Annotated in this window: 25 protein-coding genes; 7 read left to right on the forward strand and 18 right to left on the reverse strand. The window is 64.1% G+C overall.

Going from position 1 to position 23,323, the window contains the following annotated elements:
* Positions 1–2: 2 nt before the first annotated feature.
* Positions 3–905 carry a S1C family serine protease gene (locus ACVDG8_RS03960; protein ID WP_447253529.1) on the reverse strand — a complete coding sequence of 301 codons (903 nt, stop codon included), beginning with the start codon at positions 903–905 and terminating at the stop codon, positions 3–5.
* A 216-nt stretch (positions 906–1,121) separates the two neighbouring features.
* Here ACVDG8_RS03960 and yghU point away from each other — a divergent pair, with 216 nt between their 5' ends.
* Positions 1,122–1,994 carry a glutathione-dependent disulfide-bond oxidoreductase gene (yghU, locus tag ACVDG8_RS03965; RefSeq protein ID WP_447253530.1) on the forward strand — a complete coding sequence of 291 codons (873 nt, stop codon included), beginning with the start codon at positions 1,122–1,124 and terminating at the stop codon, positions 1,992–1,994.
* 169 nt (positions 1,995–2,163) lie between these two features.
* Here the strand turns inward: yghU and ACVDG8_RS03970 are convergent, their stop codons facing one another.
* Positions 2,164–2,691, reverse strand: a complete 528-nt coding sequence (locus ACVDG8_RS03970) for a YbhB/YbcL family Raf kinase inhibitor-like protein (protein ID WP_455707541.1) — start codon at positions 2,689–2,691, stop codon at positions 2,164–2,166.
* 372 nt (positions 2,692–3,063) lie between these two features.
* Positions 3,064–4,233: an aminotransferase-like domain-containing protein gene (locus ACVDG8_RS03975; protein WP_447257221.1), complete on the reverse strand. Its 1,170-nt coding sequence runs from the start codon at positions 4,231–4,233 to the stop codon at positions 3,064–3,066.
* Between the two features lie 292 nt (positions 4,234–4,525).
* On the opposite strand from ACVDG8_RS03975, the gene ACVDG8_RS03980 reads away from it, so the two are divergent.
* The 4 genes from ACVDG8_RS03980 (at position 4,526) to ACVDG8_RS03995 (ending at position 6,581) form a co-directional block, all read left to right on the forward strand.
* Complete coding sequence (locus ACVDG8_RS03980; RefSeq protein WP_447253532.1) at positions 4,526–4,801, forward strand: hypothetical protein; 276 nt, start codon at positions 4,526–4,528, stop codon at positions 4,799–4,801.
* A 168-nt stretch (positions 4,802–4,969) separates the two neighbouring features.
* Positions 4,970–5,710: a sulfotransferase family protein gene (locus ACVDG8_RS03985; RefSeq protein ID WP_447253533.1), complete on the forward strand. Its 741-nt coding sequence runs from the start codon at positions 4,970–4,972 to the stop codon at positions 5,708–5,710.
* A 236-nt stretch (positions 5,711–5,946) separates the two neighbouring features.
* Entirely contained in the window at positions 5,947–6,261 is a 315-nt protein-coding gene (locus tag ACVDG8_RS03990; protein WP_447253534.1) for a GYD domain-containing protein, read from the forward strand.
* A gap of 23 nt (positions 6,262–6,284) precedes the next feature.
* A complete protein-coding gene (locus ACVDG8_RS03995) occupies positions 6,285–6,581 on the forward strand; it encodes a putative quinol monooxygenase (protein WP_447253535.1) in 297 nt (98 codons plus the stop codon).
* A 219-nt stretch (positions 6,582–6,800) separates the two neighbouring features.
* Here ACVDG8_RS03995 and ACVDG8_RS04000 read toward each other — a convergent pair whose 3' ends face one another.
* The 4 genes from ACVDG8_RS04000 to ACVDG8_RS04015 form a co-directional block, all read right to left on the reverse strand.
* Positions 6,801–6,956, reverse strand: a complete 156-nt coding sequence (locus ACVDG8_RS04000; RefSeq protein ID WP_447253536.1) for a DUF1127 domain-containing protein — start codon at positions 6,954–6,956, stop codon at positions 6,801–6,803.
* A gap of 469 nt (positions 6,957–7,425) precedes the next feature.
* Positions 7,426–8,634 carry an amidohydrolase family protein gene (locus ACVDG8_RS04005; protein WP_447253537.1) on the reverse strand — a complete coding sequence of 403 codons (1,209 nt, stop codon included), beginning with the start codon at positions 8,632–8,634 and terminating at the stop codon, positions 7,426–7,428.
* Between the two features lie 493 nt (positions 8,635–9,127).
* Positions 9,128–9,583 carry a GFA family protein gene (locus ACVDG8_RS04010; protein ID WP_447253538.1) on the reverse strand — a complete coding sequence of 152 codons (456 nt, stop codon included), beginning with the start codon at positions 9,581–9,583 and terminating at the stop codon, positions 9,128–9,130.
* Positions 9,584–9,767: 184 nt separating this feature from the next.
* Complete coding sequence (locus ACVDG8_RS04015; RefSeq protein ID WP_447253539.1) at positions 9,768–10,319, reverse strand: isochorismatase family protein; 552 nt, start codon at positions 10,317–10,319, stop codon at positions 9,768–9,770.
* Positions 10,320–10,461: 142 nt separating this feature from the next.
* Between ACVDG8_RS04015 and ACVDG8_RS04020 the strand changes: the two genes are divergently transcribed.
* Complete coding sequence (locus ACVDG8_RS04020) at positions 10,462–10,953, forward strand: hypothetical protein (RefSeq protein WP_455707542.1); 492 nt, start codon at positions 10,462–10,464, stop codon at positions 10,951–10,953.
* A gap of 67 nt (positions 10,954–11,020) precedes the next feature.
* Here the strand turns inward: ACVDG8_RS04020 and ACVDG8_RS04025 are convergent, their stop codons facing one another.
* The gene (locus tag ACVDG8_RS04025) at positions 11,021–11,929 is read right to left on the reverse strand and encodes a LysR family transcriptional regulator (protein ID WP_447253541.1); all 909 of its coding nucleotides are present in this window, start codon (positions 11,927–11,929) and stop codon (positions 11,021–11,023) included.
* A 101-nt stretch (positions 11,930–12,030) separates the two neighbouring features.
* Between ACVDG8_RS04025 and ACVDG8_RS04030 the strand changes: the two genes are divergently transcribed.
* Positions 12,031–13,275 carry an MFS transporter gene (locus ACVDG8_RS04030; protein ID WP_447253542.1) on the forward strand — a complete coding sequence of 415 codons (1,245 nt, stop codon included), beginning with the start codon at positions 12,031–12,033 and terminating at the stop codon, positions 13,273–13,275.
* 197 nt (positions 13,276–13,472) lie between these two features.
* Here the strand turns inward: ACVDG8_RS04030 and ACVDG8_RS04035 are convergent, their stop codons facing one another.
* From ACVDG8_RS04035 to ACVDG8_RS04080, 10 genes are all read right to left on the reverse strand, one after another.
* Entirely contained in the window at positions 13,473–15,482 is a 2,010-nt protein-coding gene (locus ACVDG8_RS04035) for an amidase (RefSeq protein ID WP_455707543.1), read from the reverse strand.
* 6 nt (positions 15,483–15,488) lie between these two features.
* A complete protein-coding gene (locus tag ACVDG8_RS04040) occupies positions 15,489–16,136 on the reverse strand; it encodes a hypothetical protein (RefSeq protein WP_447253545.1) in 648 nt (215 codons plus the stop codon).
* Positions 16,137–16,244: 108 nt separating this feature from the next.
* Positions 16,245–16,376 (reverse strand): hypothetical protein, encoded by a 132-nt coding sequence (locus ACVDG8_RS04045; protein WP_455707544.1) that lies wholly within the window; start codon positions 16,374–16,376, stop codon positions 16,245–16,247.
* 183 nt (positions 16,377–16,559) lie between these two features.
* Entirely contained in the window at positions 16,560–17,336 is a 777-nt protein-coding gene (locus ACVDG8_RS04050; protein ID WP_447253546.1) for an exodeoxyribonuclease III, read from the reverse strand.
* Between the two features lie 173 nt (positions 17,337–17,509).
* Entirely contained in the window at positions 17,510–18,163 is a 654-nt protein-coding gene (locus tag ACVDG8_RS04055) for an alpha/beta hydrolase family protein (protein ID WP_447253547.1), read from the reverse strand.
* Positions 18,164–18,484: 321 nt separating this feature from the next.
* Positions 18,485–19,588: a tetratricopeptide repeat protein gene (locus ACVDG8_RS04060; protein ID WP_447257223.1), complete on the reverse strand. Its 1,104-nt coding sequence runs from the start codon at positions 19,586–19,588 to the stop codon at positions 18,485–18,487.
* A 17-nt stretch (positions 19,589–19,605) separates the two neighbouring features.
* Positions 19,606–20,514, reverse strand: coding sequence for a non-homologous end joining protein Ku (ku, locus tag ACVDG8_RS04065; protein ID WP_447253548.1), 909 nt, complete (start codon positions 20,512–20,514; stop codon positions 19,606–19,608).
* A 259-nt stretch (positions 20,515–20,773) separates the two neighbouring features.
* A complete protein-coding gene (gene zapE, locus ACVDG8_RS04070) occupies positions 20,774–21,988 on the reverse strand; it encodes a cell division protein ZapE (RefSeq protein ID WP_447253549.1) in 1,215 nt (404 codons plus the stop codon).
* Between the two features lie 74 nt (positions 21,989–22,062).
* The gene (locus ACVDG8_RS04075; protein ID WP_447253550.1) at positions 22,063–22,620 is read right to left on the reverse strand and encodes a protease inhibitor Inh/omp19 family protein; all 558 of its coding nucleotides are present in this window, start codon (positions 22,618–22,620) and stop codon (positions 22,063–22,065) included.
* A gap of 197 nt (positions 22,621–22,817) precedes the next feature.
* Positions 22,818–23,255, reverse strand: coding sequence for a hypothetical protein (locus ACVDG8_RS04080; RefSeq protein WP_447253551.1), 438 nt, complete (start codon positions 23,253–23,255; stop codon positions 22,818–22,820).
* Positions 23,256–23,323: the final 68 nt, after the last annotated feature.

The raw sequence follows: 23,323 nt of genomic DNA on the forward strand, positions 1-23,323 counted from the left end.
CGCTACTGCAGCTGCGGCTTCTTCAGGAAGGAATTGCGGTCGGCCGATTTTACCCTGAGCCAGGTCTCGCGCCCGTCGCGCACGACACGCAGCGGGATCTCCGAGCCGGCCGGGTTCTGCCAGAGCTTGCGGTAGAAGTCGGCGAGACCGTCGACCTCGCCGTCGCGCACATCGGAGATGATGTCGCCCTGGCGCAGGCCGGCCTTGGCGGCCGGGCCGCCCTCGGTGACGCTCATCACCACCACCATGCCGTTCGATTCGGCCGAGAAGGCGCCGAGCCACGGGCGCGGCGGCTTAGCGGTCTGGCCGCGCTTGATCAGATCGTCGAGGATCGGCGTCAGAAGATTGATCGGCACCACCATGTTGATGTCGGCGACCTCGCCGGCGCGGCTCATCTGCAGGCGCAGCGATCCGACACCGAGCAGCCTGCCGTCGGCGTCGAATAGCCCGGCGCCGCCCCAGGACGGGTGCGCCGGCGCAATGAAGATCGCCTCGTCGAGGAGATATTCCCAATAGCCGGCGAATTCCTGCTTGGTGACGATGTGGGCGTCGACCTGCTGGCCGATGCCGTCGGCAAGCGTCACCGCGTCGCCGGTATCGGCTTGTGCCGCATCGGCGAACTCGACCGCCGGCAGGCCGAGCGGCGACAGCGCCTGCACCAGGCCAAAACCGGTCTCCTGGTCATAGGCCAGCGCATGGGCGGGGATAACGCGGCCGTTCTGGTCGGTCAGCCACACCTCCTCGGCCTCGGTGATGAGATAGCCGATGGTGAGCACCAGACCGTTGTCGCGGATCACCACGCCGCTGCCTTCGCGGCGCGTGCCGAGAGCATCGGCGGTGAAGGCGTCGTCCGGAACCGTGGCGCGCACGGCGACGACGGAACGTGAAATTTTTTCGATGGTCATCGATCCAACCTGTAGTGCGGGTCTTTCCCTATAGGTATGGCCAAAGCGGCGTGGTGCAAGGGCGATTTTCCCCTTCACTTTTGGGAGCTGCAGGCTGGCACAAGCACTAGTTCAACAAAAGTTGAACTTTTTTCTTTGACGCGCGCGGAACCGTACCTAATTCTATCGCCATTCATCCGTCGCCGACGTCACCGCTTTAAAAAGGGCCTGCCGAACATGAACCAATATACCCCGCCGAAAGTCTGGACCTGGAGCAAAGCGAATGGCGGCGCATTCGCCTCGATCAACCGGCCGATCGCCGGGCCGACGCATGACAAGGTGCTGCCGGTCGGCAAGCACCCGCTGCAGCTCTATTCGCTGGCGACGCCGAATGGCGTGAAGGTGACAATCATGCTGGAAGAGCTTCTGGCGCTTGGCCACAAGGGCGCCGAATACGATGCCTGGCTGATCAAGATCAATGACGGCGACCAGTTCGGATCGGGCTTTGTCGAGATCAATCCCAATTCGAAGATCCCGGCGCTGATGGACCATAGCGGCAAGACGCCGGTCAGGGTGTTCGAATCCGGTTCGATCCTTTTGTACCTGGCCGAAAAGTTCGGGGAGTTCCTGCCCACCGAACAGCTGGCGCGGGCCGAGACCTTGTCGTGGCTGTTCTGGCAGATGGGCTCGGCGCCTTATCTGGGCGGCGGCTTCGGCCACTTCTACGCCTATGCGCCGGAGAAATTCGAATACGCCATCGACCGCTTCTCGATGGAAGTGAAGCGGCAACTCGATGTGCTCGACCGCAGGCTGGCCGAAACCGAATATCTCGGCGGCGCCCGCTACTCGATTGCCGACATGGCGGTCTGGCCCTGGTATGGCGGGCTGGCGCTCGGTCGGCAATACAACGATTCCGCCTCCTTCCTCTCGGTGCATGAGTATGAGCATGTGCAGCGCTGGGCCAAGGCAATCGACGCCCGCCCGACGGTGCAACGCGGCCGCATGGTCAACCGCATGTTCGGCGACCCTGCCTTCCAGTTGCACGAGCGCCACGACGCAAGCGACTTCGAGACCAAGACGCAGGACAAGCTGGAAGCGGTGAAGGCCTAATCTCCCCCTTGAGGGGAGATGTCGCCGAAGGCGACAGAGGTAGCCGCGCGTAGAGCGCCGACCTCTTCTGCGCTTCGAGGGCGTCGGCGCTTCACGCGCTAGGACCCCCTCTACCCTGCCGGGCATCTCCCCCTCAAGGGGGAGATTAGCTACCTCCCGAACGTATAGGTCACGCTCGCTTCGCCGAGCGCGGAGCTTTGGCGGCCGTCGAGACCATCTCCGGCAGCGGGTTTTCCGGTGTGCGTAAGGTCTTCTCGCCAAGCGCGTAGAGCGTGAAGACATAGTGATGCGTGCCGCTGCCGGGCGGCGGGCATGGACCGAAATAGCCGGCGCGGCCGCTGCCACCCTTGCCGAGCACCGAGCCTTTGGGCATATGCTTGCCGCCTTGGGCGCCAGCGCCTTCGGCCAAGCCCTTGGCGCTTGCCGGGATGTTCCACGCCAGCCAATGCCAGAAACCCTTGCCGCCCGCGCCATCTGGATCGAACATGGTGAGCGCGTAGCTCTTGGTGCCGGCCGGCGGATCCTTCCAGTTCAAGGCGATCGAGACGCTTTTTCCCGTGCAACCGCCTGCGCGATCACCGAGATATTTGTCGTTCCATTTGCCATCGGACACCGAAGGGCTGGAGATTTCGAAAGCCGACGCCTGGCCGGCGAACGCAACGAGGGCAAGCGCGGCGAAACCGAGGTGCAAGGTCATGGCTATCCTCCTTCACAACAATGCAGCACGGCGAGGAACCGGCCCGAAGAAGAACCGGTCCGAAAACAGGGCAAGTAGCGCGGCAGCCGGCCGCGACAACGAAAAAGCCCCGCCGGTGGAGGCCGTCGGGGCTCTTTTGTTCGGACCGTGAAGGTGGGACCCCACGGCCGGTCGATCCAGGGGGTGTTGGATCAAGCGCGACATTAGAGAAGATTCGGTCGCGCGGATAATCACGCCTGCGCACTCCCAATCACGCCTGCGCGAGGGGCAGGTGATAGTCGGCGAAGGAAGTGGGATTCGGAGATTGGCGAAAGCCGAGGCGACAGCTGATCTCCCCCAAGAGGAGGGAGATTGGCAGTTCGGCGTCGCGCCTTACCCCCGCATCAGCTTCGCCAGCCTCGGCACGCCCTCGGCCACTGCCCGGTCATCGGCAAGAGTGAACGACATGCGCAGGGTGTTGCGGCCGGTGCCGTCGGCGAAGAAGGCGTTGCCGGGTACGAAGGCGACGCGCGCCTCCTTCACCGAACGCGCCAGAAGCTCGGTGGCGTCGGTGCCTTCCGGCAGCGTCAGCCAGACGAACATGCCGCCGTCGGGCTTGCTCCAGGAAATGCCTTCGGGCATGTTTTGCTCGAGCGCGGCAAGCAGCGCGTCGCGGCGCTTGCGATAGGCGCCGATCAGCTTGTCGACCTGGCCGTCGAAAATGCTTTCGGCGACGCGATGCATGACCATCTGGTTGATCGACGGGCTGTGCAGGTCGGAAGCCTGCTTCATCAGCACCAGCTTCTCCACCACATTGCGCGCCGCGCAGACCCAGCCGACGCGCATGCCGGGCGACAGGATTTTCGAGAACGAGCCGCAATAGAGGGTGCGGGCGTTGTCGATGCCGCCGGAACGCGCGCAGTCTAGCGCCAGGATCGGCGGCACGCCCTCGCCATCATAGCGCAGCGCCCGGTAGGCGGCGTCCTCGATGACGGCGATGTCGAGCTCGCCGGCGAGATCGAGCACCGTCTCGCGCTGTCCGGCATCCAGCGTGTTGCCGGTCGGGTTGGCGAAATCCGGCACCAGATAGGCGAACTTCACCTTGCCGCCATTTGCGCCGGCGCCCGCGCGATAGGCCTCGGGCGTCATGTTGCCGCCGGCGGTGTTCAGCCGGTCGTAACGCGGCTCATAGGCGTTGAAGGCCTGCAGCGCGCCGAGATAGGTCGGCCAGGTGACCAGAGCGGTATCGCCCGGCGACAGGAACAGCTTGCCGAGATAGTCGAGCGCCTGCTGTGAGCCGGAGGTGATGAAGATGTTGTCCTCGTCGCACTGGACGCCGAGCTTGCCCATATAGGCCGCCAGCCATTTGCGCAGCGGCAGGTAACCTTCGCTGACCTGGTATTGCAGCGCCGCCCCTGCTTCCTTGCCGCCGAGCACGGCCTGGTAGGCGTCGGCTATGGCCTGCGCCGGAAACAGCGACGGGTCGGGAATGCCGCCGGCAAAGGAAATGATGTCGGGCTGGTCGAGCAGCTTCAACAGCTCGCGGATTTCGGAGGCCTTCATGCGCGAGGAGCGCGAGGCCAGAAGGTTCAACAGGGTCAAGGCGCACCTCCCGGGGTGTGTTTTATTTAGGTCAACTTGGCTGACCTATTATCAGGCTTTATCGCCGCGTTGAATAGCCCAGCCGCGCATCGGGCGCAGGCCAACCCCTTGCCGTAGCTGCCGCCTGCCACCGACCATCGTAGTCACCGAAATGTTACCAGCGCTAAATATCAGCCGCCTCTAATTCAGCAAGCGCAGGTGATACTGATGACGTGGCTCTGCAAGGGGCTGACAACGATGGGAGATAAAAGTCATGAAAACCAAGACTGCACTTCTGAGCCTGTTGGCCGCCTCGGTCATTGCCGGCACTGCGTTCGCCGGCATTCTCGACGAGCCCAAGATGATGGCGCCCTTCTTCACCGACAAGACCATGAAGACGATGAAGTCCGATGCCGACATGAAGAAGGCCTGGGCCAAGATGTCCAAGAAGCACCAGACGGCAATGATGAAGGAATGCCAGGACGCGGCGATGAGCAAGCCGCATGCCGAATTCTGCGCGAAGTTGAACGCGCTGGCCGGCCACGCCTGATCGGGCGCGGGTGGCGGCCCTGGAGAGGACCGCCACCCCGATCACCCAAACAATTCAAGAATATTTAGCCTTTGCCTGGGGAAGCCCGTTGCGCGAAAGCGCGAGCGGATGCAACCTCATTCCAGGAAACCGGCCAAAAAAAATACCGGTCCAAAAATGGGAGGGGCAATGACACTCGAACTGATCGGGGCTGGATTCGGCCGCACCGGCACGTGGTCGACCTTCGCCGCGCTGAACAGGCTGGGCTTTGCCAGCTACCACATGCAGGAAGTCATCCTCAACAAGGCCAACAAGGGCCATCTCGATTTCTGGCGCAAGGTGGCGAACAGCCAGCCGGGCAGCCAGCACGACTGGAGCCGCGTCTTCGCCAATTACAAGGCAACCGTCGACAATCCCGGCTGCTGTGTCTGGCGCGAGCTGATGGCCGCCTATCCCGAGGCCAAGGTGCTCCTGACGCTGCATCCGCGCGGCGCCGAGGCCTGGTACGAAAGCACCATCGACACGATCTACTTCACCGAGACCGTCTGGCAGTTCAAGGTGCTGGAATGGCTGACGCCGTTCGGCCGCAAGTTCGGCGACATGTCGCGGAAACTGGTCTGGGGCCGCACATTGGCCGGCGTCATGGGCGACCGCGACAAGGCGGTGGCGCGCTACAATGCCTATATCGACGAGGTGAAGGCGGCGGTGCCGCCGGAAAAGCTGCTGGTGTTCAAGGTCAGCGACGGCTGGGCGCCGCTCTGCGGTTTCCTCGGCGTCGCGCTGCCCAACGAGCCCTTCCCCAACCTCAACGACCGCGCCTCGATCAAGAAGATCATCAACGAGATGATCATGGGATCCTATCTGATGCTTGCCGGTGTGGCGGCCCTGATCGCGCTGGTTATCGGCGCCCTGTGGTGGTGGCTGGGGTAGCGCCGGCCACGCACGACAGTCGACAAGTCGGCAAGGTCCCCGGGCCCCCGGCGCAGGGCGGGATTGTCGTTATATTAGAATTGGCGCATATTAAGGAAAGCCGGAGCAATGCTCCGACCGAACCGCCCGGTGCCATATTGCCCAGGCGGTCCACGGACCACATCAAATGTCGGAAAGAGGTCGGTGCTGCCTACAGGATTGGGCAGTCCAAGGCACGATATCTGGAGGAGTATCCCATGAAGGTTACAATACTGGCGACTTACGAGCCCCATGCCGCCAAAGGACTGATGGCAGGATCGAACCGGGAAGCTGCCATCAAGGCGCTGTTTGAAAGCGTGGGCGGCAGAATGAGCAGCCTGATGTTCACGCGCGGCATCTATGACGTCATCGTCAATGGCGAGGTGCCGGATCAGATTGCCGGGATGGGCATGACGCTTGCCGTGCGGGCAAGCGGTTCGGTGCGCGACATGGTCGTCCTCGAAGAACTCGACATGAAGGCGGTGATCGCGGCCGCCAACAAGGCCGCCGGCGCCTACAAGCCCGCCGGCTGATCTCGAACTGAACGGAGGAAGCCATGGCCGCCTACAACGTAGTCCGCTTTCGCACCAAGCCCGGCAAGGAAAAGGCCTTTGTCGACGCACATCAGAAGCTCACTCTGAACGCCAAGGGCTTTCGCAAGGGCGCCCTGATCAAGACCGGCGATCGCACATTCTGCATGGTCGGCGAATGGAACAGCATGGACAGCCTCGCCGCCGCCCGCCCGGCGATGATCGGCATTCTCGACACGTTCCGCGACATGCTCGAAGACCTCGGCGGCGACCTTGGCGTCACGGACCCGGTGTCGGGGACAGTCGTCGCGGAAATTGGCTGAGGAAGCTGCCCGTTGGCGATGGCCGGCGGCCAGGCCGGTCCGGCCGCCGCCCCCCGGCTGAGCTCGGCAATATGGTGCCCGCGCTGGCGCGGCGCGTCTGCGTTCGCCCGTTAGGCTAATGCATGTCGCCCAGAAGTGCGCAGCGGTTCTGGGACAACGATATGTATCAAAACAAATATTTAAAGCGCGTCGCCTGAATCCGTTTCGGCGCGACGCGCTTTAGAACGGCAGCCGAATCTCGTCGTCCCGAGAAGCCTCCGGCCAGCCGATGTCCTTGCGGATCTCCGGCGGCAGCTCGTTGAGCTCGCGCGTGGTGCGGCGGCGCTGGCTGGCCCGCGCGAAGGCGGCGCGGATTCGGTTAAGACTTTTGAACATGAAAACCCCTTAAAATCAGCAGCGGAAAACCGGTGCCGCCTCTTCACCCGGCGTCGCTTTTGCGATGCGCCTGTAACCGGTGGATTGCGCGCGAACGGTGAAATGCTTCACGAAGCCGGAGTGGCTTGAAACATATGCATGCAAACTAATTTTACGGGATCGGCCATGCGACCTGCGCGCAATGCGCGGGCCTGCAATGCCGGACACTTGGGCTTGCCCGATGGGTTGATTCATGTCCCGCCGAAAGGGAGGGCGCGCTTTACTCCGGCGCCTGCGAATCCCCGGAAACGATCCTGGCGGCAGTCTGCGCCGAGAGCCGTCCTTTGCGGACGAGCGTCGGCTTTGCATATTCTTTCTTCATGGCAAAATCCCCAACCTGCACAGAAACGTGCGGCATCGGCGCATGATCTGTCAAGCTGAAGGCCGGTTGCCGCCCGATTGGTCGACGCGCAATCGTGTTTGCCGAGACCTACGCGACTACCCGCCCACCTCGCGCCACCTCCCTGCCCGCGCGATAGACGGTGCGGTCCTTCGGCACCGCCACCACCGCTTCCGGCATATGTTCGGCCTTAAGCGCGACGAAATCCGCCTTGGCGCCGACGGCTATGCCATAGCCTTCGAGCCCCAACGCCCTGGCGCCGGCGTGGCTCACCACATCATAGGCAGCCTGCAGCTCCCGATCCTCGTAGAAGCCCGAGCGGTAGCCGATCATGTTGGCGCGGTTCAACATGTCGCCATCGCCATAGGGCCACCAGGAATCACGGATGTTGTCGGAGCCGGCAAAGACGGTGACGCCGGCCTTGCGCAACGCAGCCACCGGCGGAAAGGCATGGTTGCCGGGCGCGTTGGTCATGATGGCGACACCACAAGCGGCCAGCATCTCGCCGGCCTTCGCCAATGCGTCGGCCGAAATGTCGCCCAGCGCGTAGGCGTGGCTGACGACGACCTTGCCACCCATGCCGAGCGCCTTTGCGCGGGCCGCGATCGCCTCGATCTGAAACAGCCCGAGCGTGCCTGCATCATGCAGATGGATGTCGACGCCGACGCCGCGCTTTTCGGCAAGGCCGAAGACAACATCGAGATGGCCGTTGACGTCGCGGTCGAAACTCGCCGGATCGAGCCCGCCGATGAGGTCACAGCCAAGCTTGAGCGCTTCGTCCAAAAGCTCGGCCGTGCCCGGCGAAGACAGGATACCGCTCTGCGGGAAGGCGACGAGCTGGATGTCGATCAGCTCGCGATATTTTTCGCGCACGGCGAGGATGGTCTCGACATGCTTCAGGCCGACGTCGGCGTCGACCATGACGTGGCTGCGCATGGCAAGGCTGCCATTGCCGATGCAGAGCTCAAGCTGGCTTTTCGCGCGCTCTTCCATTGGCGCGGCCAGCGCGAGATTGCGCATCTGGAAAGCGACGCGCTCGCGCACGTCAAAACCGTCGGTGCAGGGAATATGCGGGCGCCAGGCATCGCCATAGAAGGAGGTATCGAGATGGATATGGCCCTCGACAAAAGCCGGCAACACCAGATGACCGGCAAGATCGATGGCGGATGCGAGCGGAGTGGCTGCATCGGCAGCGGGTGTGATCGCGCTGAAGCGACCGTCGGTGACGATGAGGTCGGCGAGCCTGCCATCGGCTAACCTGGCGTTGAGAAAATGAGTCTGGTTCAAGATGCAATCCATTGAAAGGCAAGCGTTAGTCGTCGCCGGTCGAGCGCGCGAGGTCAATGCGGATTGTGGGAGAAAATGTTTCGCGCCAAGTGATCTCCCCCTCGAGGGGGAGATGTCGCCGAAGGCGACAGAGGGGTCGGCTCGACCGGACGCGACCGACTGCGGCAGATGAAGGTTGGCGCTTCACGCGCGGCGACCCCTTCTGGCCTGCCCGTCCTCCGCAGCAGCTGCGCTGCAGCTACGGAGGGTGGACCGGCCATCTTCCCCTCAAGGGGGAAGATCACGCGCCGGACCGCTTTCGCCAATCGCAGGCGCGCCGCTTTCATATTCCGTTTTCACGGAAGTTTCCGCGCGCAAAAAATATGCGATGGTTATGTCAGCGGTAAGAGGCCGCTGTGGTCGGCGCGGACGCCCCAAGCACATCCCCAACAATGCGCCCCCAACGCCCGCGTCGACCATTTTAGGCCAAACGGCGACCGAGAGGCCGCCGTTTTTTGTTTTCTGATCAATCCCCGCCCTTGGCGTATTCGGCAACCAGCCCCTCATATTCCTCGAATGCCGGCAGCGCCGCATAGCTGTGCACGGCCGGCGTCGTTGCCCAGGGCAGTTTCTCGCTGGTCCAGGTTTCGATGAAGGGCGTGAACCAGGCGTGATCGTCGAGCATCGTCGGGCGCAGATTGACGAACCAGTCGAGCCCTTCCGGCCGGGTGAACATCCAGGTCATGCAGTGGCCGCAGAAATAATGCTTCGAGGCGCCGTGCAGGCCGCCCACCACCGGCTCGCCCTCGGTGACCTCAAAACCTTGCGAGGGGATCGCCGCGCTCAGCGAATAGGCGCTGGACGACATCGACTGGCAGCCGGTGCAATGGCAGGCCATGGTGAGCAGCGGCTTAGCCGAAATCTTCAGGCGCACCCGGCCGCAGCGGCAGCCGCCTTCGGCGGGCAAGGAAAGGTTGGGCAAGGCGAGGCTCCTGGGGTTGGGATTCTTCCCCTTCTCCCCTTGTGGGAGAAGGTGTCGCCGAAGGCGACGGATGAGGGGTGTTCCAGGGAACGCTGACGTCTCACTCCGCTGGAACACCCCTCATCCGTCTCGGCGCTGCGCGCCGATCCACCTTCTCCCACAAGGGGAGAAGGAAGAGGCGCGTTCAACGCTCGACCAGCTCCGCCGTCGTCACCAGCCATACGCCCTGACCGGCAAACACCTGGTTGTGGCGGGCGATGATGTCGGGCGCCTTTTGCTCCCCGCTGTCCAGCGTCGAATGCGCATCCGAAACCACGGTGACGCCGAGGCCCTCGGCGAAGGCGCCCTTGACGGTGGCGGCGATGCAGAAGTCTGACTGGGCGCCGATGAGCACGACGTCGCCCGCGCCCTGCCCCGCCACCCACTGGCCGAGCGCGGCATTGGAGAAGGCATTGCCGACGCTCTTGCCGAAGGTCGGCTCGTCGGCGGCCTGGCCGAGCGCGGCCCATATCGGCCAGCCGGCAGCGCCGGGCGCCAGCGGATCGCCCGCCGGTCCGTCATGGCGAATGAAGGCCACCTTGCGGCCGGACTTGCGCGCCCAGTCGATCAACCGGCGCGTTCGCTCGGCGATGGTATCCGCGTCATGGATAGGCGGCTCGAGGCGGCCGTCGAACATGCCGGTCTGCAGGTCGATGACGATGAGCGGCGCGACGGCGGAGGGAGCGGTGTTTGGCATGGGCGCGAACTTAGCGTGGGTGGAGAATGGGTCAAGGCGATGGAACAGAACCGGCAATGCAACCGCCGAGGCAAATTCAACAATCTATGGTTGAAATTTGAAACCTCAGCAGCTATTGTTCGCCGAGTGATTGGAAATTGGAATGGGCCAACAATACACCGTTTTTCTGATCGGGGGAGACACTGGCGGCAACGAGCCGGCGGTGTTCACGTTGCTCGATGTAGGATCCAAGTGCCGGCTCATCTGCAGCTATCGGAACAAGGTTATCGAGGCAGAGGAAGACGACTATTTTGAAGCCTTGTGTCAAATCCGCAAGCGGCTCGAAGCGGAAGGAATATTGCCCTTTTGCTATGGTGCTAGCTACAACGTTTTTCCCGAGGGCACCGTAACAGAAATGAGCCGTGGATTGGTGGTCTGCAAGGTAAAATCCGGAGAGCATCCTAAAGGGAGTGACTTGGTCAACATATTTGACGAAGGCTATGACGTGGCGCCTGTGTTCGTCTACATGCAGCAGAAATTTTGGGATTCATGGCTGGCCTCCTTACCCACTCGACCATCAATACCCCGCCCGTCTGAGGACCAGGAGAAGACTGACGAGAAGGTGGTCACAGAGCCCCCTTCTTACGATCTCTAAAACTTGGCTTTGCCAAGTTGGTGAAATCGCTTTGTTCCCTTGGCAAGGGAGGATAAGGCGCCCTGCCCTACGACATCAGCGGCATCGGGCCTTTCAGCGCTTCGGCCAATGCTTCGCGGAAGACCGCGATGGGGCGGGCGAGCCTGCCCGCGGGCGGACGATGGAGCAGCCAGCAGCGCACTTGCGGTTTGAAGCCGGGGCAATCAAGGACTTCGACCTGGTCACGCCATTGGCTGCCCGAAAGCGCGCCGGGGGTGACGACGCCGATGCCATGGCCGCGCGCCACCAACGACATTCGCAGATCCGCGCCCTGCGCCTCGACGCCGACCTGGAAGGGTAGCCGCGCCACTTCGAAGCGGTGACGGATGAAGGCGCGGAAGCCGCAACCGGTTTCGTTGAGCACCCAAGGGTAACGCGACAGCGCGTCGATCTCGACCGGCTTCGGCACGCCGAGGCCGGGCGAAGCGACCAGCAGCACCGACTGCGCGCCGAGATCGTCGCCGGCAAGCTCGGGCGGCGGCGCAATGCCTTCGGGGAGGCAGACAGCGACCGCGTCGATCTCGCTGTGCAGCACCTGCTCGACCAGACGCGGCGACAGGCTCGACGTGATCTTCAGCGTCAATTGCGGGAAGGCCGCGCGCAAAGCATCGAGCGGTTCGGAAAGCGCGCTGGTCGACAGATAGGGCATGATGCCGAGGCGGAACTCGCCCCTCACCTCGCCGGCCGGCGAAACCCCGGCCTTCAAGTCTTCCAGCGTGCGCAGCACGCGGCGACCATGCTCATAGGCTTCGCGCCCCGCGACCGTCGGCTTCAACGGTTTCGACTGGCGGTCGAGCAAGGACGTCGCCAGGCGCTCCTCGAGGTTCTGGATGCGGCGCGTCACGCCGGGCTGGGTGAGGTTGAGCCTGGCGGAAGCACCGACGATCGAGCCGGTCTCGACGACAGCGACAAAGGCTTCGAGATCATGAATGTTCATGCGTTCCTCGCATAATCATTATCAGGTCAATTGAATTGTAGCATTATGATGGTTCGGAATAAAGTCCCTGCTGGATATGCGGACCACAGGAAACACCACGCATGGACGGAACCGACAATGGCCAGATCGCTACGGCCGGGTTGGCCGCGCAGCCTGCCGAGGCTCAAACCATCACCCGGGCGCAAACGCTTCTGTTTGCCGGTTCGGTGGGCATCATCGTCACCAACATCTTTGCGCCGCAGACGCTGGTCGGCCTGATCGGGCCGTCATTGGGCGCGGCAACGGCTGAAGGCGGGCTCGTTTCGATGGCGGCTTTGCTGGGCTATGCCGCCGGGCTGTTCTTCCTGGTGCCGCTCGCCGACCTCGTCGAGAACCGCGTGCTGGTGCTGCGCATGCTGTGCGCGGCGGTGCTCGCCGCCGCCATCGCATCGGTCGCGCCGTCCGCCGCTTCGCTGCTTTTGGTGCTATTCGCACTCGGCGCGGCGTCGTCCTGCATCCAGGTGCTGGTGCCGGTCGCGGCCTCCATGGCGCCGCCCGGACAAGCCGGACGCGTCATCGGCGACGTGATGAGCGGGCTGATGATCGGTATCCTCCTGTCGCGGCCCTTGGCCAGCCTTGTCGCCGATGTCTTCGGCTGGCGGGCCTTCTACGGCATCATCGCCGCGACGCTGGCGCTGCTCGCCATCCTGCTCGGCTTCGCCCTGCCCAGGCGCCGGCCGCTGGCAAATGCGGGCTACGGGGCGCTGATCGCTTCGCTGCTCAAGCTTTTGCGCCAGGAGCAGGTGCTGCGGCGGCGCGCCTTCACCGCGAGCCTGGTGATGGCGGGCTTCAGCGTGTTCTGGACGGCGGTGGCGCTGCGGCTCGCCGCACCGCCTTTCGACCTCAGCCAAAAAGGCATTGCGCTGTTTGCGCTGGTCGGCGCCGGCGGTGCGGCGGTGACGCCGCTGTTCGGCCGCGCCGGCGATCGTGGCTGGACCCGGCCGGCGACGATCCTGTGCCATCTCGTCCTGATCGCGGCGCTGGGGCTGGCGGCTTTCGCCGGCGCGGCTTCCGCCGCCAACCCATGGCTACCGCTTATCCTGATGGGCGTCAGCGCCGTGCTGCTCGACATCGGCGTCGTCGGCGACCAGACGCTCGGCCGCCGCGCCGTCAACCTTTTGCAACCGCAAGCACGCGGCCGCATCAACGGGCTGTTCGTCGGCCTCTTCTTTATCGGCGGCGCGCTCGGCTCGCTGCTGGCGGGGGTGACCTGGGCCTGGGGCGGCTGGAATGCCGTGTGCGCGGCGGGCGCGGTGTTTGGGGTTGTGGCGCTGGTGGTGGATTGGGTGGAGCAGTGGCGGCGCTAAAGCTGCCGATCTCCCCCCTCGTGGGGGAGATGCCCGCAGGGCAGAGGGGGCGCGAAGGAACGAGGCTTTGCGCATTCGTCTCTTCCGAGACGCGTCACTACCAGTTGCCAAGTCAACTGAAACGCCGGCGGGACAGCGCCCCTCTCTGGCCTGCCGGCCAACTCCCCCACGAGGGGGAGATCAGCTGTTTCGGCGCCTCACCCTATCCCACCCGTCACAACATAAGCTCCAGCGCTGCGCCCATCCTTCAGCCGCGCGATCGCCGTGACGATCGAGCCGTAGGAACCGCGCCAGACGCTGTGAGAGCCCTGATGCGTCGAGGCCGGCACCACCACCTTGCCGGTGTAGCGGTTGCCGCTCGCCTGCAGGACGACAGGCTCGCCGTTGACATGGACTTTGACGGCGGCCGGATCGCTCCCGTCGACCTCCAGCACAATCGCGATCTCGTCATCATCCCCGACGCGGGTCGTCTCGGCACTCAGCGCGAGGCCAAGCGGTGCATCGTCGACATGACTCGGGGCGGCCCTGCCCTCGCGCGAAAACACATCATCGGCCAGCGCCGGCGTGCGCGGCGGGACTGTGCGGCGCTGCGTGGCGCGCTCGTAGTCGCCGGCCAAGGCCAGCAGCGTCCCATCGTCATAGGCCTTGCCGGCAAAGGTGAGGCCGACCGGCATGCCGATATCGGCCATCGTGCCCATCGGCACCGTCACCGTCGGAATGCCGAGATGGCGCCACACCAGATTGCCGTTGGCGACCCAGGTGCCGTTGCGCCAGGCGAGCCGGGCGGAAGCTTCGTTGATGTCGGCATCGGCCGGCCCGACGTCGGCGACGGCCGGCAGCACCACCGCGTCGAGCCGGTTGGCATCGAGCCAATCCTCGAAGTCGACGCGGCGCGTCGCCTCGAGACCCTTCAGCCCGTCCTCGACGGTGGGGATTTGCTCAAGCGGCGCGACACCCTGTTTCGCCCGTTCGACATACTGCGCCAAGTCAAAATCGGCGTCGCCATAGCGGTCGGGCAGCGTGCCCGGCGGCTGGGGGAAAATCTTCGGGCCGTCGACCGAAGCGAGATCGGGCAGCGACGGATCGGCATTGGCGCGCAAAAAATCGTCCCAGGACCAGATGGAGAGGTCCCAGAGTTCGCGCGCGGCGAATGCCTCCGGCACCAGCCCGCGATCGACCATCGTCAGCGCGCCCGGGCGGTCACGCTCGTAATTGGAGACGACCGGGAAATCGACCTCGACCACTTCGGCGCCGAGCGCTTCGAGATCGCGCGCCGCCTGTGCCCAGAGGTCGAGCACCGAGGCGCGGGTTTCGATCGGAGCGCCCTCATCCTTGCCGATATACATTTTCGGCACGCCGAGCCGTTTTCCCCGCAGCGCACCCTGAAGCGCCAGCCCGGTGTAGCTTGCCGGCCTGAGCTCGGACGCCTTCGGGATCTTCACCCAGGGCTGCACACGCCAGAAATCGCCGCGCGTCTCGGCATCGTCGGCAACGATCACGTCGAGCAGCTCCAGCATATCGGGGACGCTGCGCGTGTGCGGCACCACCACATCCATGGTCGGCACCAGCGGCCAGTTGCCGCGCGCAGAGATCACGCCGCGCGAGGGCGTGTAGGCGACCAGCGCATTGTTGGAAGCCGGCGCGCGGCCCGACGACCAGGTTTCCTCCCCCAGCCCGAAGGCGGCGAAGCTGGCGGCCGTCGCCGTGCCCGAGCCGTTGGACGAGCCGGAGGCGAAAGCGGCGGTCAGGTAATCGGCATTGTAGGGGCTTTCGGCGCGGCCATAGACGCCGCGCTGCATGCCGCCATTGGCCATCGGCGGCATGTTGGTAAGCCCAATCAGCACCGCGCCCGCGGCGCGCAGCCTGGCGATGGTGAAGGCGTCCTCGGTTGCGACGAGATGCTCAAAGGCCGGCGAGCCGGCCGCGACCGTTAGGCCCTTGGCCTTGTAGCTATCCTTTGCGGTGTAGGGGATGCCGTCGAGCGGCCCGAGGCTTTTGCCGGCGCGGCGACGCTGGTCCGAGGCCTCCGCCTCCTCGAACATATTGGGATTGAGGATGGGCACGGCGTTGAGCGCGATGCCGTGGCGATCGTAATGGGCGATGCGCCGCAAGTATGCGCCGGTGAGCTCGACGCTGGTGACGGCGCCGTCCTGCAGCGCGCGGCGCAGATCGGCGATCGAGGCTTCGACGAGATGGAATAAAGTCATGTGATCCTATCCCGCAACCTTGCGAGCCCATTGCCAGAACGGATCATCAGAATGATCGTCGTCTATACCTGCCACCCGTCCTACAATCTCCGAGGCGGTTCTCGGAATTTTGACCCCGAAGCTTGTCTCGACCCAACGGCGGAACTCGACAGGCGAGCGATATGGATCGTCTGAATCTTCCAAAGCATGGGCTTCCTCGGGTGTCAGTTCGAAAACATCGGGCCAGCACGTTTCCTCATAGCCGATTGCCAAAAAGCGTAGAAGATCAATAGCATCGTTCGCCAACACACAGGCTAATGTCGATCCGGATCCTGACCCCATGTGCACAAAGCGCTGCTGTCCGGTGTCGTCCAGCCAGAGTCCCGCACAGGATCCGTCATACCCAGTAGAGATGAATGGTGCCAATCTGCTCGTGATTGTATCGGCGTGGTTGCCAAGCCAGTATCCGGCCAGCTTTGGATCAACCTTGGTGAATTGGGCACATGCCGAGCGCAATGCTCGCGGCACAATCGCAGGGTAAAGTCCGCAGTAGCGAACTGCTTCCTGCTGGACGAAGCCATTTTGCTCCATCCAGCGGAGTGCCATCCTAAGCTCTTCCGGGAGTCGCAGCGCCGCGGGAAACGATCCTTCAACCTCGTCCAGGAAACTGCTCATGTGTTCAGCCTTCGGGCGGTGGCGGTCTCACACCTCTGCCTTGCCCGGCACCTCTCCGCAAGGAGAATTGATGTCACGATCGCTTTCGCCAATCGCCGGCAACGCAGTTCACAACGCCTTGCTGTCGATCTGGCCGTTTTCCTTCATGAGCTCGATATAGGTCTTGGCCTGGGCGTTACCGTGTTCCGCTGCTTTCAGGAACCACTTGGCGGCCTCCGGGTAGTTTGGCTTTCCCCGCACCCCGAGAAAGTAGAGTTTGCCCAGGCTAAACTTGGCATCGGCGTTGCCCGTCTTCGCAGCCGCCAGCCACCAGAACTCAGCTGCTTTGCCGTCCTAGCGATGGAGGCTGATGCTGCAAGGGCCCCTCCAGTATTGAGACGCTGGCGGGATGGTGCCAGCGTCTCAGCTTGGACCGGGGAAAAATCAGGTCGCCAACCCCACCCACACCGGCGCATGATCGCTCGCGCCGTCGCCTGCCCGCACCTCGCGGTCGATGCCGGCCGCCTGCAACTTTCGCGCAAGCTCCTTCGACAGCAGGATGTGGTCGAGCCGCAGCCCAGCGTCGCGCGGCCAGCGGTTGCGGCGATAATCCCAGAAGGTGTAGAGCCGCTCTTCGTTCGGAAAGACTTTGCGGAGCGCATCCGTCCAGCCCTGCTCGATGAGCGCGGCGAAGGCGGCACGGCTCTCAGGCTGCACCAGCGCGTTGTCGTCATAGGAGCGGGTCTGGTAGATGTCGCGCGGCTCAGGCACAATGTTGAAGTCGCCGGCCAGCACCACCGGCAGGCCGGTGTCGAGGAGCTCGCTTGCGTGGGCGGCGAAGCGCTCGTGCCAGGCGAGCTTGTAATCGAATTTCGGGCCCGGCTGCGGGTTGCCGTTGGGCGCGTAGAGGCAGGCGATGACGACGCCGTCGACGGCGGCCTCAATGTAGCGCGCCTGGCGATCGTCCTCGTCACCGGGCAACGCATCGCGCGTCAGCACCGGCTCGGCGCCTCGCGCAAGGATCGCAACACCATTCCAGGTCGGCTCGCCCTTCCAGACCGCACCGTAGCCGGCCTTGGCGAGCCTGGTCAGCGGAAACTGCGTGTCGCGCGATTTCAGCTCCTGCAGGCAGACGACATCGGGCTTGGCGGCGGCGAGCCAGGCGAGCAGGTTTTCCAGCCGGCTGTTGATGTTGTTGATGTTGAAGGTGGCGAGTTTCATTTTTGGATGCCGAAGGCGCCCCTCGCTTCGTCATCCTTGGGCTTGACCCAAGGATCCATGCCGTGACGCCTGCCGTGGAACGCAGCGGGGCAGAATTCTGAACCGTTGCAACGCCTTGGCGTCACGGCATGGATCCTAGGGTCTGCGCGCGTCGCTTCGCTCCTTGCTCCGCCCTAGGATGACGACGCTGAGGGTTGCGCGAATTCAGTCGCTATCGTCTCGGCCACCGTCTTCAGATGATCCCCAGTCGAAAACCCCGAGATCGCCTTGCGGGGCTTCAAATCGTGATCGCCGTCCTCCAGCCAGACCACCTCGATGGCGTTAGACAGGCCATAACCCGCGACCTCTTCCTTCGTGCCGAACTCGTCGCGCGTGCCTTGGAAAATCAGCGTCGGCGTCTTCAGGTCGATGAGATGTTTTGTCCGCAATTGCTCGGGCTTGGCCGGCGGATGGAACGGATAACCGAGGCAGACGAGGCCGGCGATCTCGCCTTTGGCGAACATCTCGTCGGCGACCATCGAGGCGACGCGCCCGCCCATCGACTTGCCGCCGATGATGAGCTTGCCGGTCACACCCCTGGCGCGCAGATCGGCGATCGCCTTGATGTATTCCGGGTTCACCGTCTCGGCGCGCGGCGGCGGCTTGCGATGGCCGTAGCGGCGGGCGGCCATGTAGTGGAACTCGAAGCGCGCGACCTGGAAGCCGGCGGCGGCAAGGGCCTTTGCGGTGGCGGTCATCGAGGGCGAATCCATCGAAGCGCCGGCGCCATGGGCGAGCAGGATGGTGACGGGGGCGGTGTCGTGGCCGTCGAAGAGGAAGTGGGTCATGGGATGTTATTCCGCGAGGCGGCGACGCTGCTGATCTCACCCCTCGTGGGGGCTGAGGAGTGCTCCGCGCAGCGGACGGAAAGCCAATTGCTTGGCTTTCTGAGCGACGAAAGCCCGGAGCGATAGCGAAGGGCCGGGCAGCCCGGCAGGGCAGAGGGGGGAGTGAAGGAACGCCGACTTCCACCGTTACAAAAAGAGAATTCTAGAGATCTTAGCGGCCAACAATCGAGAGGCTGGTGGGACAGCGCCCCCCTCTGTCCTGCCGGACATCTCCCCCACAAGGGGGAGATTGGCTGTTAGCTCGGCCCTCGCCAATCATCCTCACCCCGCCGTGCGCGCCATGTGCAAATCGACGAACTGGATCCCCTTCCGCGCCAACCGCGCCCATTCGGACTCCGCGTCCAGTTCCAGATAGCGCGCCCACAGCCGTCGCGCCTCGGCGAGGTTGCCGGCGTCGAATTCCAGCCGGGCGAGGTTGAACACCGGGTCGGCGTAGGCCTTGTCGAGCGTGATCGCCTTTTGCAGGTGCCGGCGCGCCGAAGCGACCTTGCCCTCGTCGCTCATCAGGCCGGCGAGGTTGAACCAGGCCTCGACGAAACCCGGATCGAGTTTTATCGCGCGCGCATAGTCATGCGCGGCTTCGGCGACGCGACTGGCGCCGCGGAGGCAGTTGGCGCGGTTGAAGGCGGCGATGGCGTCCTTGGGGTCGATCGCCAGGCAGCGCTGGTAAAGGGCGGCGGCATCTTCGTGACGCCCCTCCTCTTCGGCGCTTTCAGCCTCGGCGAAGAGGTCCTCCAGGGTGTCGTCTTCCGATGAACCGAGATCGAACAGCAACTGCCCGTCGAGCTCGCTCGTGCCTTCGTCGAGATAGATGGCGTCCGGGCGGCCGTGCTGGGAACCGAGGTTGAGCGACTTTGCGGTGAGCGAGGCGACCGGGCCGGAGCGGTGCACAGAGCGCGCGATGGCGCCCCAGGAGGCGCCGCTGGCAATCAGCCCGGCATATTTGCGGGCCAGGATCAGGTCGCGGAAGGAATAGGGCCCGCCGTCATGCTCGAAGGCGTCGAACAGCGACAGCATGTCGAGATCGGCGCCGGCAAGCCGCGACTGGTCGATCAGCGATTGCCGGGATAGCGACGAGGCCTCGGGCGCTTTCATCAGACCGAGCAGGCGTAGAAACCCGTTTTCGCTGATCAGCGCGCGGCCGGCTTCCCGCTCGGCCCTCACACGGCGTTCGATCTCGGCATCGCCGGTTCTCGAAAGCCCCGCCTTGGCGAGCAGCGCGCGGCCGAACACGACATGCGAGGTGCGCCGCGTGACGCCGCGCCTGAGCTCGGCATGGCGGCGCTCGACCTCGCGCGCGGCGAGCCGCAACGGAAACGCGGCCAGCGCGCCGACGACGCCATAAACGGCGCCGGGGACGATCACTGGCCCGATGCTTCCCGTCACTTCTTGCTCTTGCCGACCGCCTTGAGCAGGTTCGCCTTCAGCGGATTCTCAGCCGCGCCGCCGGCAGCCGCCTTCTTGGCGGGTTTCGCGGGCGCTTCCTCGGCCTTGCTCTTCGACTTGGCCGGGGGCTTCGCCTGCTGCGACAGGCTGGCCTTCAGCGCATCCATCAGGTTGATGACGTTGCCGCGCTCCGGCGCCGCCGCGATGATCGGCTTGTGGCCCTTGAGCTTCTCGCGGATCATCGCCATCAGCGCCACTTCGTAGCGATCCTCGTAATTCTTCGGATCGAAGTGGGTTTCCTTCTGCTTGATCAGCGCCTCGGCGAGCTGCAGCATTTCGGCATCCGGCTTGCCGGCCGGGATGTTGCCGAAATATTCAGCCGTGCCGCGCACTTCGTTGGGGTTCCTCAAGGTGCAGACGAACATGCCGTTCTCGCGCGCGCCGATCGTCACGATGCGCTCGCGGCTGGACAGCACAAGACGGGCAATGGCGAGCTTGCCGGACTGGCGCATTGCCTCGCGCAGCACGGCGAAGGTTTCCTCCGCCATCGCGCCATCGGGCGCCATGTAATAGGGCGCGTCCTGATAGATGACATCGACCTCGCCCTCGTCGACGAAGGCCTCGATATTCATCGTGTGGTTGGATTCGATCCTGACCGCGTCGAGGTCGGCGTCATCGATGATGATGTACTGCTTGTCCTCATATTCGTAACCGCGCACAAGGTCGGCGCGCTCGACCAGGCCGAGCTCGGGATCGACCGGCTTCATGTTGATGCGGTTGTGGGTCTTCTTGTGCAGCTGGTTGAACGAAATACGCTCGCTCGCGCTGGTGGCCGGATACAGCCGGACCGGACAGCTGACGAGGCTGAGCTTGAGATAACCCTTCCAACTTGCCCTGGGCGCCATGATGAACTCCTACGCGGCCACGCACTTATATTAGCTGGAGCATGATCTTATCCGAAAACCGGTTCCCACTTTTCGGGATCATGCCCTTTGCAGTGCTTTTCGTCCAAAGGACGAGCGGCACCCTGGAAATCCTACACAGACCCCTCACGATAACGGCAAATCCCTAGCGAAATGTTTTTCGGGGCCACCGCGAGGTTGGGCCCAGAATAATTCAAATTGTAGCAAGCGTCGATGGAGATGGGATGACGGCCGTCGGCGATCACTGCGCGGCCTGGCCGGGACGCAACTCGTCCGGCTCTCCAGTCCGCTCGCCCTTCCGCCGCTCGGCCCAATCGTCCAGCCAGTCGCGGCTTTGCATCTCGACCAGGCGCGAAGCGGTGCGCTCGAACTCGAAGACCTCGTTGCCGCGCCTGGCCGTGTAGAGCCCTTCGGGCGGTGCCGCCGCGCTCACCACCAGGCGCATATGGTGGTCGTAGAGCGTGTCGACCAGCAGGATGAAGCGTTTGGCTTCGTTGCGCTTGCCTTCGCCCAGCACCGGCACATGGTCGATGAAGACGGTCGAGAAGCGGCCGGCGATCGCCAGGTAGTCGCGCGCGCCAAGCGGCTTTTCGCAGAGATCTGCGAAGGTGAAGCGCGCGGCCTCGCCGGCGGCGCGCGGCACGACGAGCTGGCGGCCTTTGAGCGTCAGCGTCACCTCGGTTGCCGGCTGGCCATGCGTGATCGCCTTCCAGGCTTCGTCCAGCGCGCGTTCGGCCGCGTCGTCGTCCGGCGTGACATAGACGGGCTGGCGGTTGAGCTTGTCCTGGCGGTAGTCCTTCTGTGCATCGAGCGTCATCACCTGCACGTTGCGCTCCAGCAGCGCGATGAAGGGCAGGAAGAGCTGGCGGTTCAGCCCGTCGCGATAGAGGTTTTCGGGCGCGACATTGGACGTGGCGACCAGCACCACGCCGCTGGCAAACAGCGCCGCGAACAGGCGCGACAGGATCATCGCGTCGGCGATGTCGGTGACCGAAAACTCGTCGAAACAAAGCACCCAGGCTTCCTCGGCCAAGGCGCGGGCCACCGGCGGGATCGGATCATCTTCCTTGACGGTGCCGTCCTTGCGCGCCTGCCGATGCTTCTGGATGCGGTCCTGCACATCGGCCATGAAGTCGTTGAAATGAACGCGGCGCTTGCGCCTGACCGGCAACAGCTCGAAGAAGAAGTCCATGAGCATGGTCTTGCCGCGACCGACGCCGCCATGGATGTAGAGACCCTTGACCGGCTCGCGCGACGGCCGCTTGGCGGCGAACAGCCAGCCGAGCGCGCTCGATTTCTGCGCCAGCCTTTTGGAGGCGATCTCCCCGGTCAGCCGGTCGAGGGCGGCGACGATGCGCTCCTGCGCCGGATCGCGCTCGGTGGCGCCGCTCTGAACCAGATGGTCGTAACGCTGCCTGACGGTCGCATGGGTCTGGAGGCCGTCACGCAGATGCATAGGTCACGTGGTTCCGAAGCAATTCCAGCAAAAGCCGCCGGAATTGCATCAACAGTTGAGGGCGCGGTTTCGCCTTACCTTGTAAGCGAGATGGGCTGGCCGTTGGAAGTCTGGCCGTCGAACTTTTCGCCGCCCGAGGAATAGAGGCGCGCGAGCGTGCCGCCATTCTCATCATAGAGCGTCAGCTGCTTGCCGGCGACATTCCACGACTTGATGCCGTCCATCGGCGCCGGGCAATGCAGCGGACCGGCGCGGTAGCCGGCGCCGAACTTGGTCTGCGGCGTCGCCACTTTGCAGCTCTGTCCGGCGACATTGACGCTCCACACACCGGCGACACTGGCCGCGGTGAGATCGGTGGCGCCGGCGGGCGCGGTGCCATCCGGCGGCAGCGAAGCGACCTGCGCGTTCTTCGGCGCGGTCGGGAATTGCGACGGGTCGGTCGTGCCGGGCGATGCCGGCGGCGGCAGCTGATTCTGCGTCACCGTGCCGGCGGGAGCCGGGTTAAGCGGCGCCGGCTGCTGGTCGTCCATCGACGAAAAGCGCGAGGTCGAGCAACCGCCCGCAACAAGCGCGGCCAGCGACACGGCCAAAAGGGTGCTCCGCAAAAAGGGGCGGGTCATGGAAAAATTCATTCAAACCTCCGTCGGATCCGGCCGGGGGAGCCCATCCGCGTAATCTTCACCTCACCAAGATGGCGAAGGTGGCAGAATTTCAACCTGATATGGTTAAAATAGGGTTTTCGAAGCTGCTGTTGCAAATTTATCGCAGCAATCGCGTCGCGCCGGAACGGCGTCGTAACAAGGCCGCCTAAAAGCCTGAAATATCGACATTATATCCGGGCGCTCGGCACGAAAACATAGCCATCCGGGCCGACAATGTAGCATTCGCGCAGGCCGTGCGGCTTGTCGAGCGCGCCGGCGAGTGCGACGTGGCCGGCGCTTATCGCCTTTTTCTCGATCTGATCCGGATCGGCGCCATAGAGTCTGAGCTCGATGCCGGCGCCGCGCGCCTCGGCGCCGGTGACGAAACCGGTCAGAGGGTTGTCGAGATAGGAATGGTCGGCGTGCAGCATGAATATCGAGCCCAGCAGCTCGATCGCGGCGAAATCCTCGTCCGCGTAGATGATGTGAGCGCCAAGCACGTCGCGGCAGAAAGCCTCCATCGCCGCCATGTCGGTGACCAGAAGGTTGACGCCGAGCCCAAGCGGCAGCGAGCGGCCGAAATCCTCGGCCTTCATCCAGGGTGTCTTGGTCCGCTTCATCGCCATGGCGAATTACCCCCAACATCCCCGATCCTAGACGACGGCTTTCCGTAAGCCGTTGGCATTCGCCAGCA

This window comes from Mesorhizobium sp. ORM8.1 (assembly GCF_053005525.2).

Bases quoted from the DNA above. Each gene is read 5' to 3' on its own strand.
- ACVDG8_RS04020 (WP_455707542.1), top strand. From the start codon at position 10,462: ATGGGCCAACAATACACCGTTTTTCTGATCGGGGGAGACACTGGCGGC.
- zapE (WP_447253549.1), bottom strand. From the start codon at position 21,988: ATGCATCTGCGTGACGGCCTCCAGACCCATGCGACCGTCAGGCAGCGT.
- yghU (WP_447253530.1), top strand. From the start codon at position 1,122: ATGAACCAATATACCCCGCCGAAAGTCTGGACCTGGAGCAAAGCGAAT.
- ACVDG8_RS03995 (WP_447253535.1), top strand. From the start codon at position 6,285: ATGGCCGCCTACAACGTAGTCCGCTTTCGCACCAAGCCCGGCAAGGAA.
- ACVDG8_RS03990 (WP_447253534.1), top strand. From the start codon at position 5,947: ATGAAGGTTACAATACTGGCGACTTACGAGCCCCATGCCGCCAAAGGA.
- ACVDG8_RS03985 (WP_447253533.1), top strand. From the start codon at position 4,970: ATGACACTCGAACTGATCGGGGCTGGATTCGGCCGCACCGGCACGTGG.
- ACVDG8_RS04075 (WP_447253550.1), bottom strand. From the start codon at position 22,620: ATGAATTTTTCCATGACCCGCCCCTTTTTGCGGAGCACCCTTTTGGCC.
- ACVDG8_RS04015 (WP_447253539.1), bottom strand. From the start codon at position 10,319: ATGCCAAACACCGCTCCCTCCGCCGTCGCGCCGCTCATCGTCATCGAC.
- ACVDG8_RS04050 (WP_447253546.1), bottom strand. From the start codon at position 17,336: ATGAAACTCGCCACCTTCAACATCAACAACATCAACAGCCGGCTGGAA.
- ACVDG8_RS04005 (WP_447253537.1), bottom strand. From the start codon at position 8,634: ATGGATTGCATCTTGAACCAGACTCATTTTCTCAACGCCAGGTTAGCC.
- ACVDG8_RS03980 (WP_447253532.1), top strand. From the start codon at position 4,526: ATGAAAACCAAGACTGCACTTCTGAGCCTGTTGGCCGCCTCGGTCATT.
- ACVDG8_RS03960 (WP_447253529.1), bottom strand. From the start codon at position 905: ATGACCATCGAAAAAATTTCACGTTCCGTCGTCGCCGTGCGCGCCACG.
- ACVDG8_RS04080 (WP_447253551.1), bottom strand. From the start codon at position 23,255: ATGGCGATGAAGCGGACCAAGACACCCTGGATGAAGGCCGAGGATTTC.
- ACVDG8_RS04025 (WP_447253541.1), bottom strand. From the start codon at position 11,929: ATGAACATTCATGATCTCGAAGCCTTTGTCGCTGTCGTCGAGACCGGC.
- ACVDG8_RS04040 (WP_447253545.1), bottom strand. From the start codon at position 16,136: ATGAGCAGTTTCCTGGACGAGGTTGAAGGATCGTTTCCCGCGGCGCTG.
- ku (WP_447253548.1), bottom strand. From the start codon at position 20,514: ATGGCGCCCAGGGCAAGTTGGAAGGGTTATCTCAAGCTCAGCCTCGTC.
- ACVDG8_RS04055 (WP_447253547.1), bottom strand. From the start codon at position 18,163: ATGACCCACTTCCTCTTCGACGGCCACGACACCGCCCCCGTCACCATC.
- ACVDG8_RS04030 (WP_447253542.1), top strand. From the start codon at position 12,031: ATGGACGGAACCGACAATGGCCAGATCGCTACGGCCGGGTTGGCCGCG.
- ACVDG8_RS04000 (WP_447253536.1), bottom strand. From the start codon at position 6,956: ATGTTCAAAAGTCTTAACCGAATCCGCGCCGCCTTCGCGCGGGCCAGC.
- ACVDG8_RS04035 (WP_455707543.1), bottom strand. From the start codon at position 15,482: ATGACTTTATTCCATCTCGTCGAAGCCTCGATCGCCGATCTGCGCCGC.
- ACVDG8_RS03975 (WP_447257221.1), bottom strand. From the start codon at position 4,233: ATGAAGGCCTCCGAAATCCGCGAGCTGTTGAAGCTGCTCGACCAGCCC.
- ACVDG8_RS03970 (WP_455707541.1), bottom strand. From the start codon at position 2,691: ATGACCTTGCACCTCGGTTTCGCCGCGCTTGCCCTCGTTGCGTTCGCC.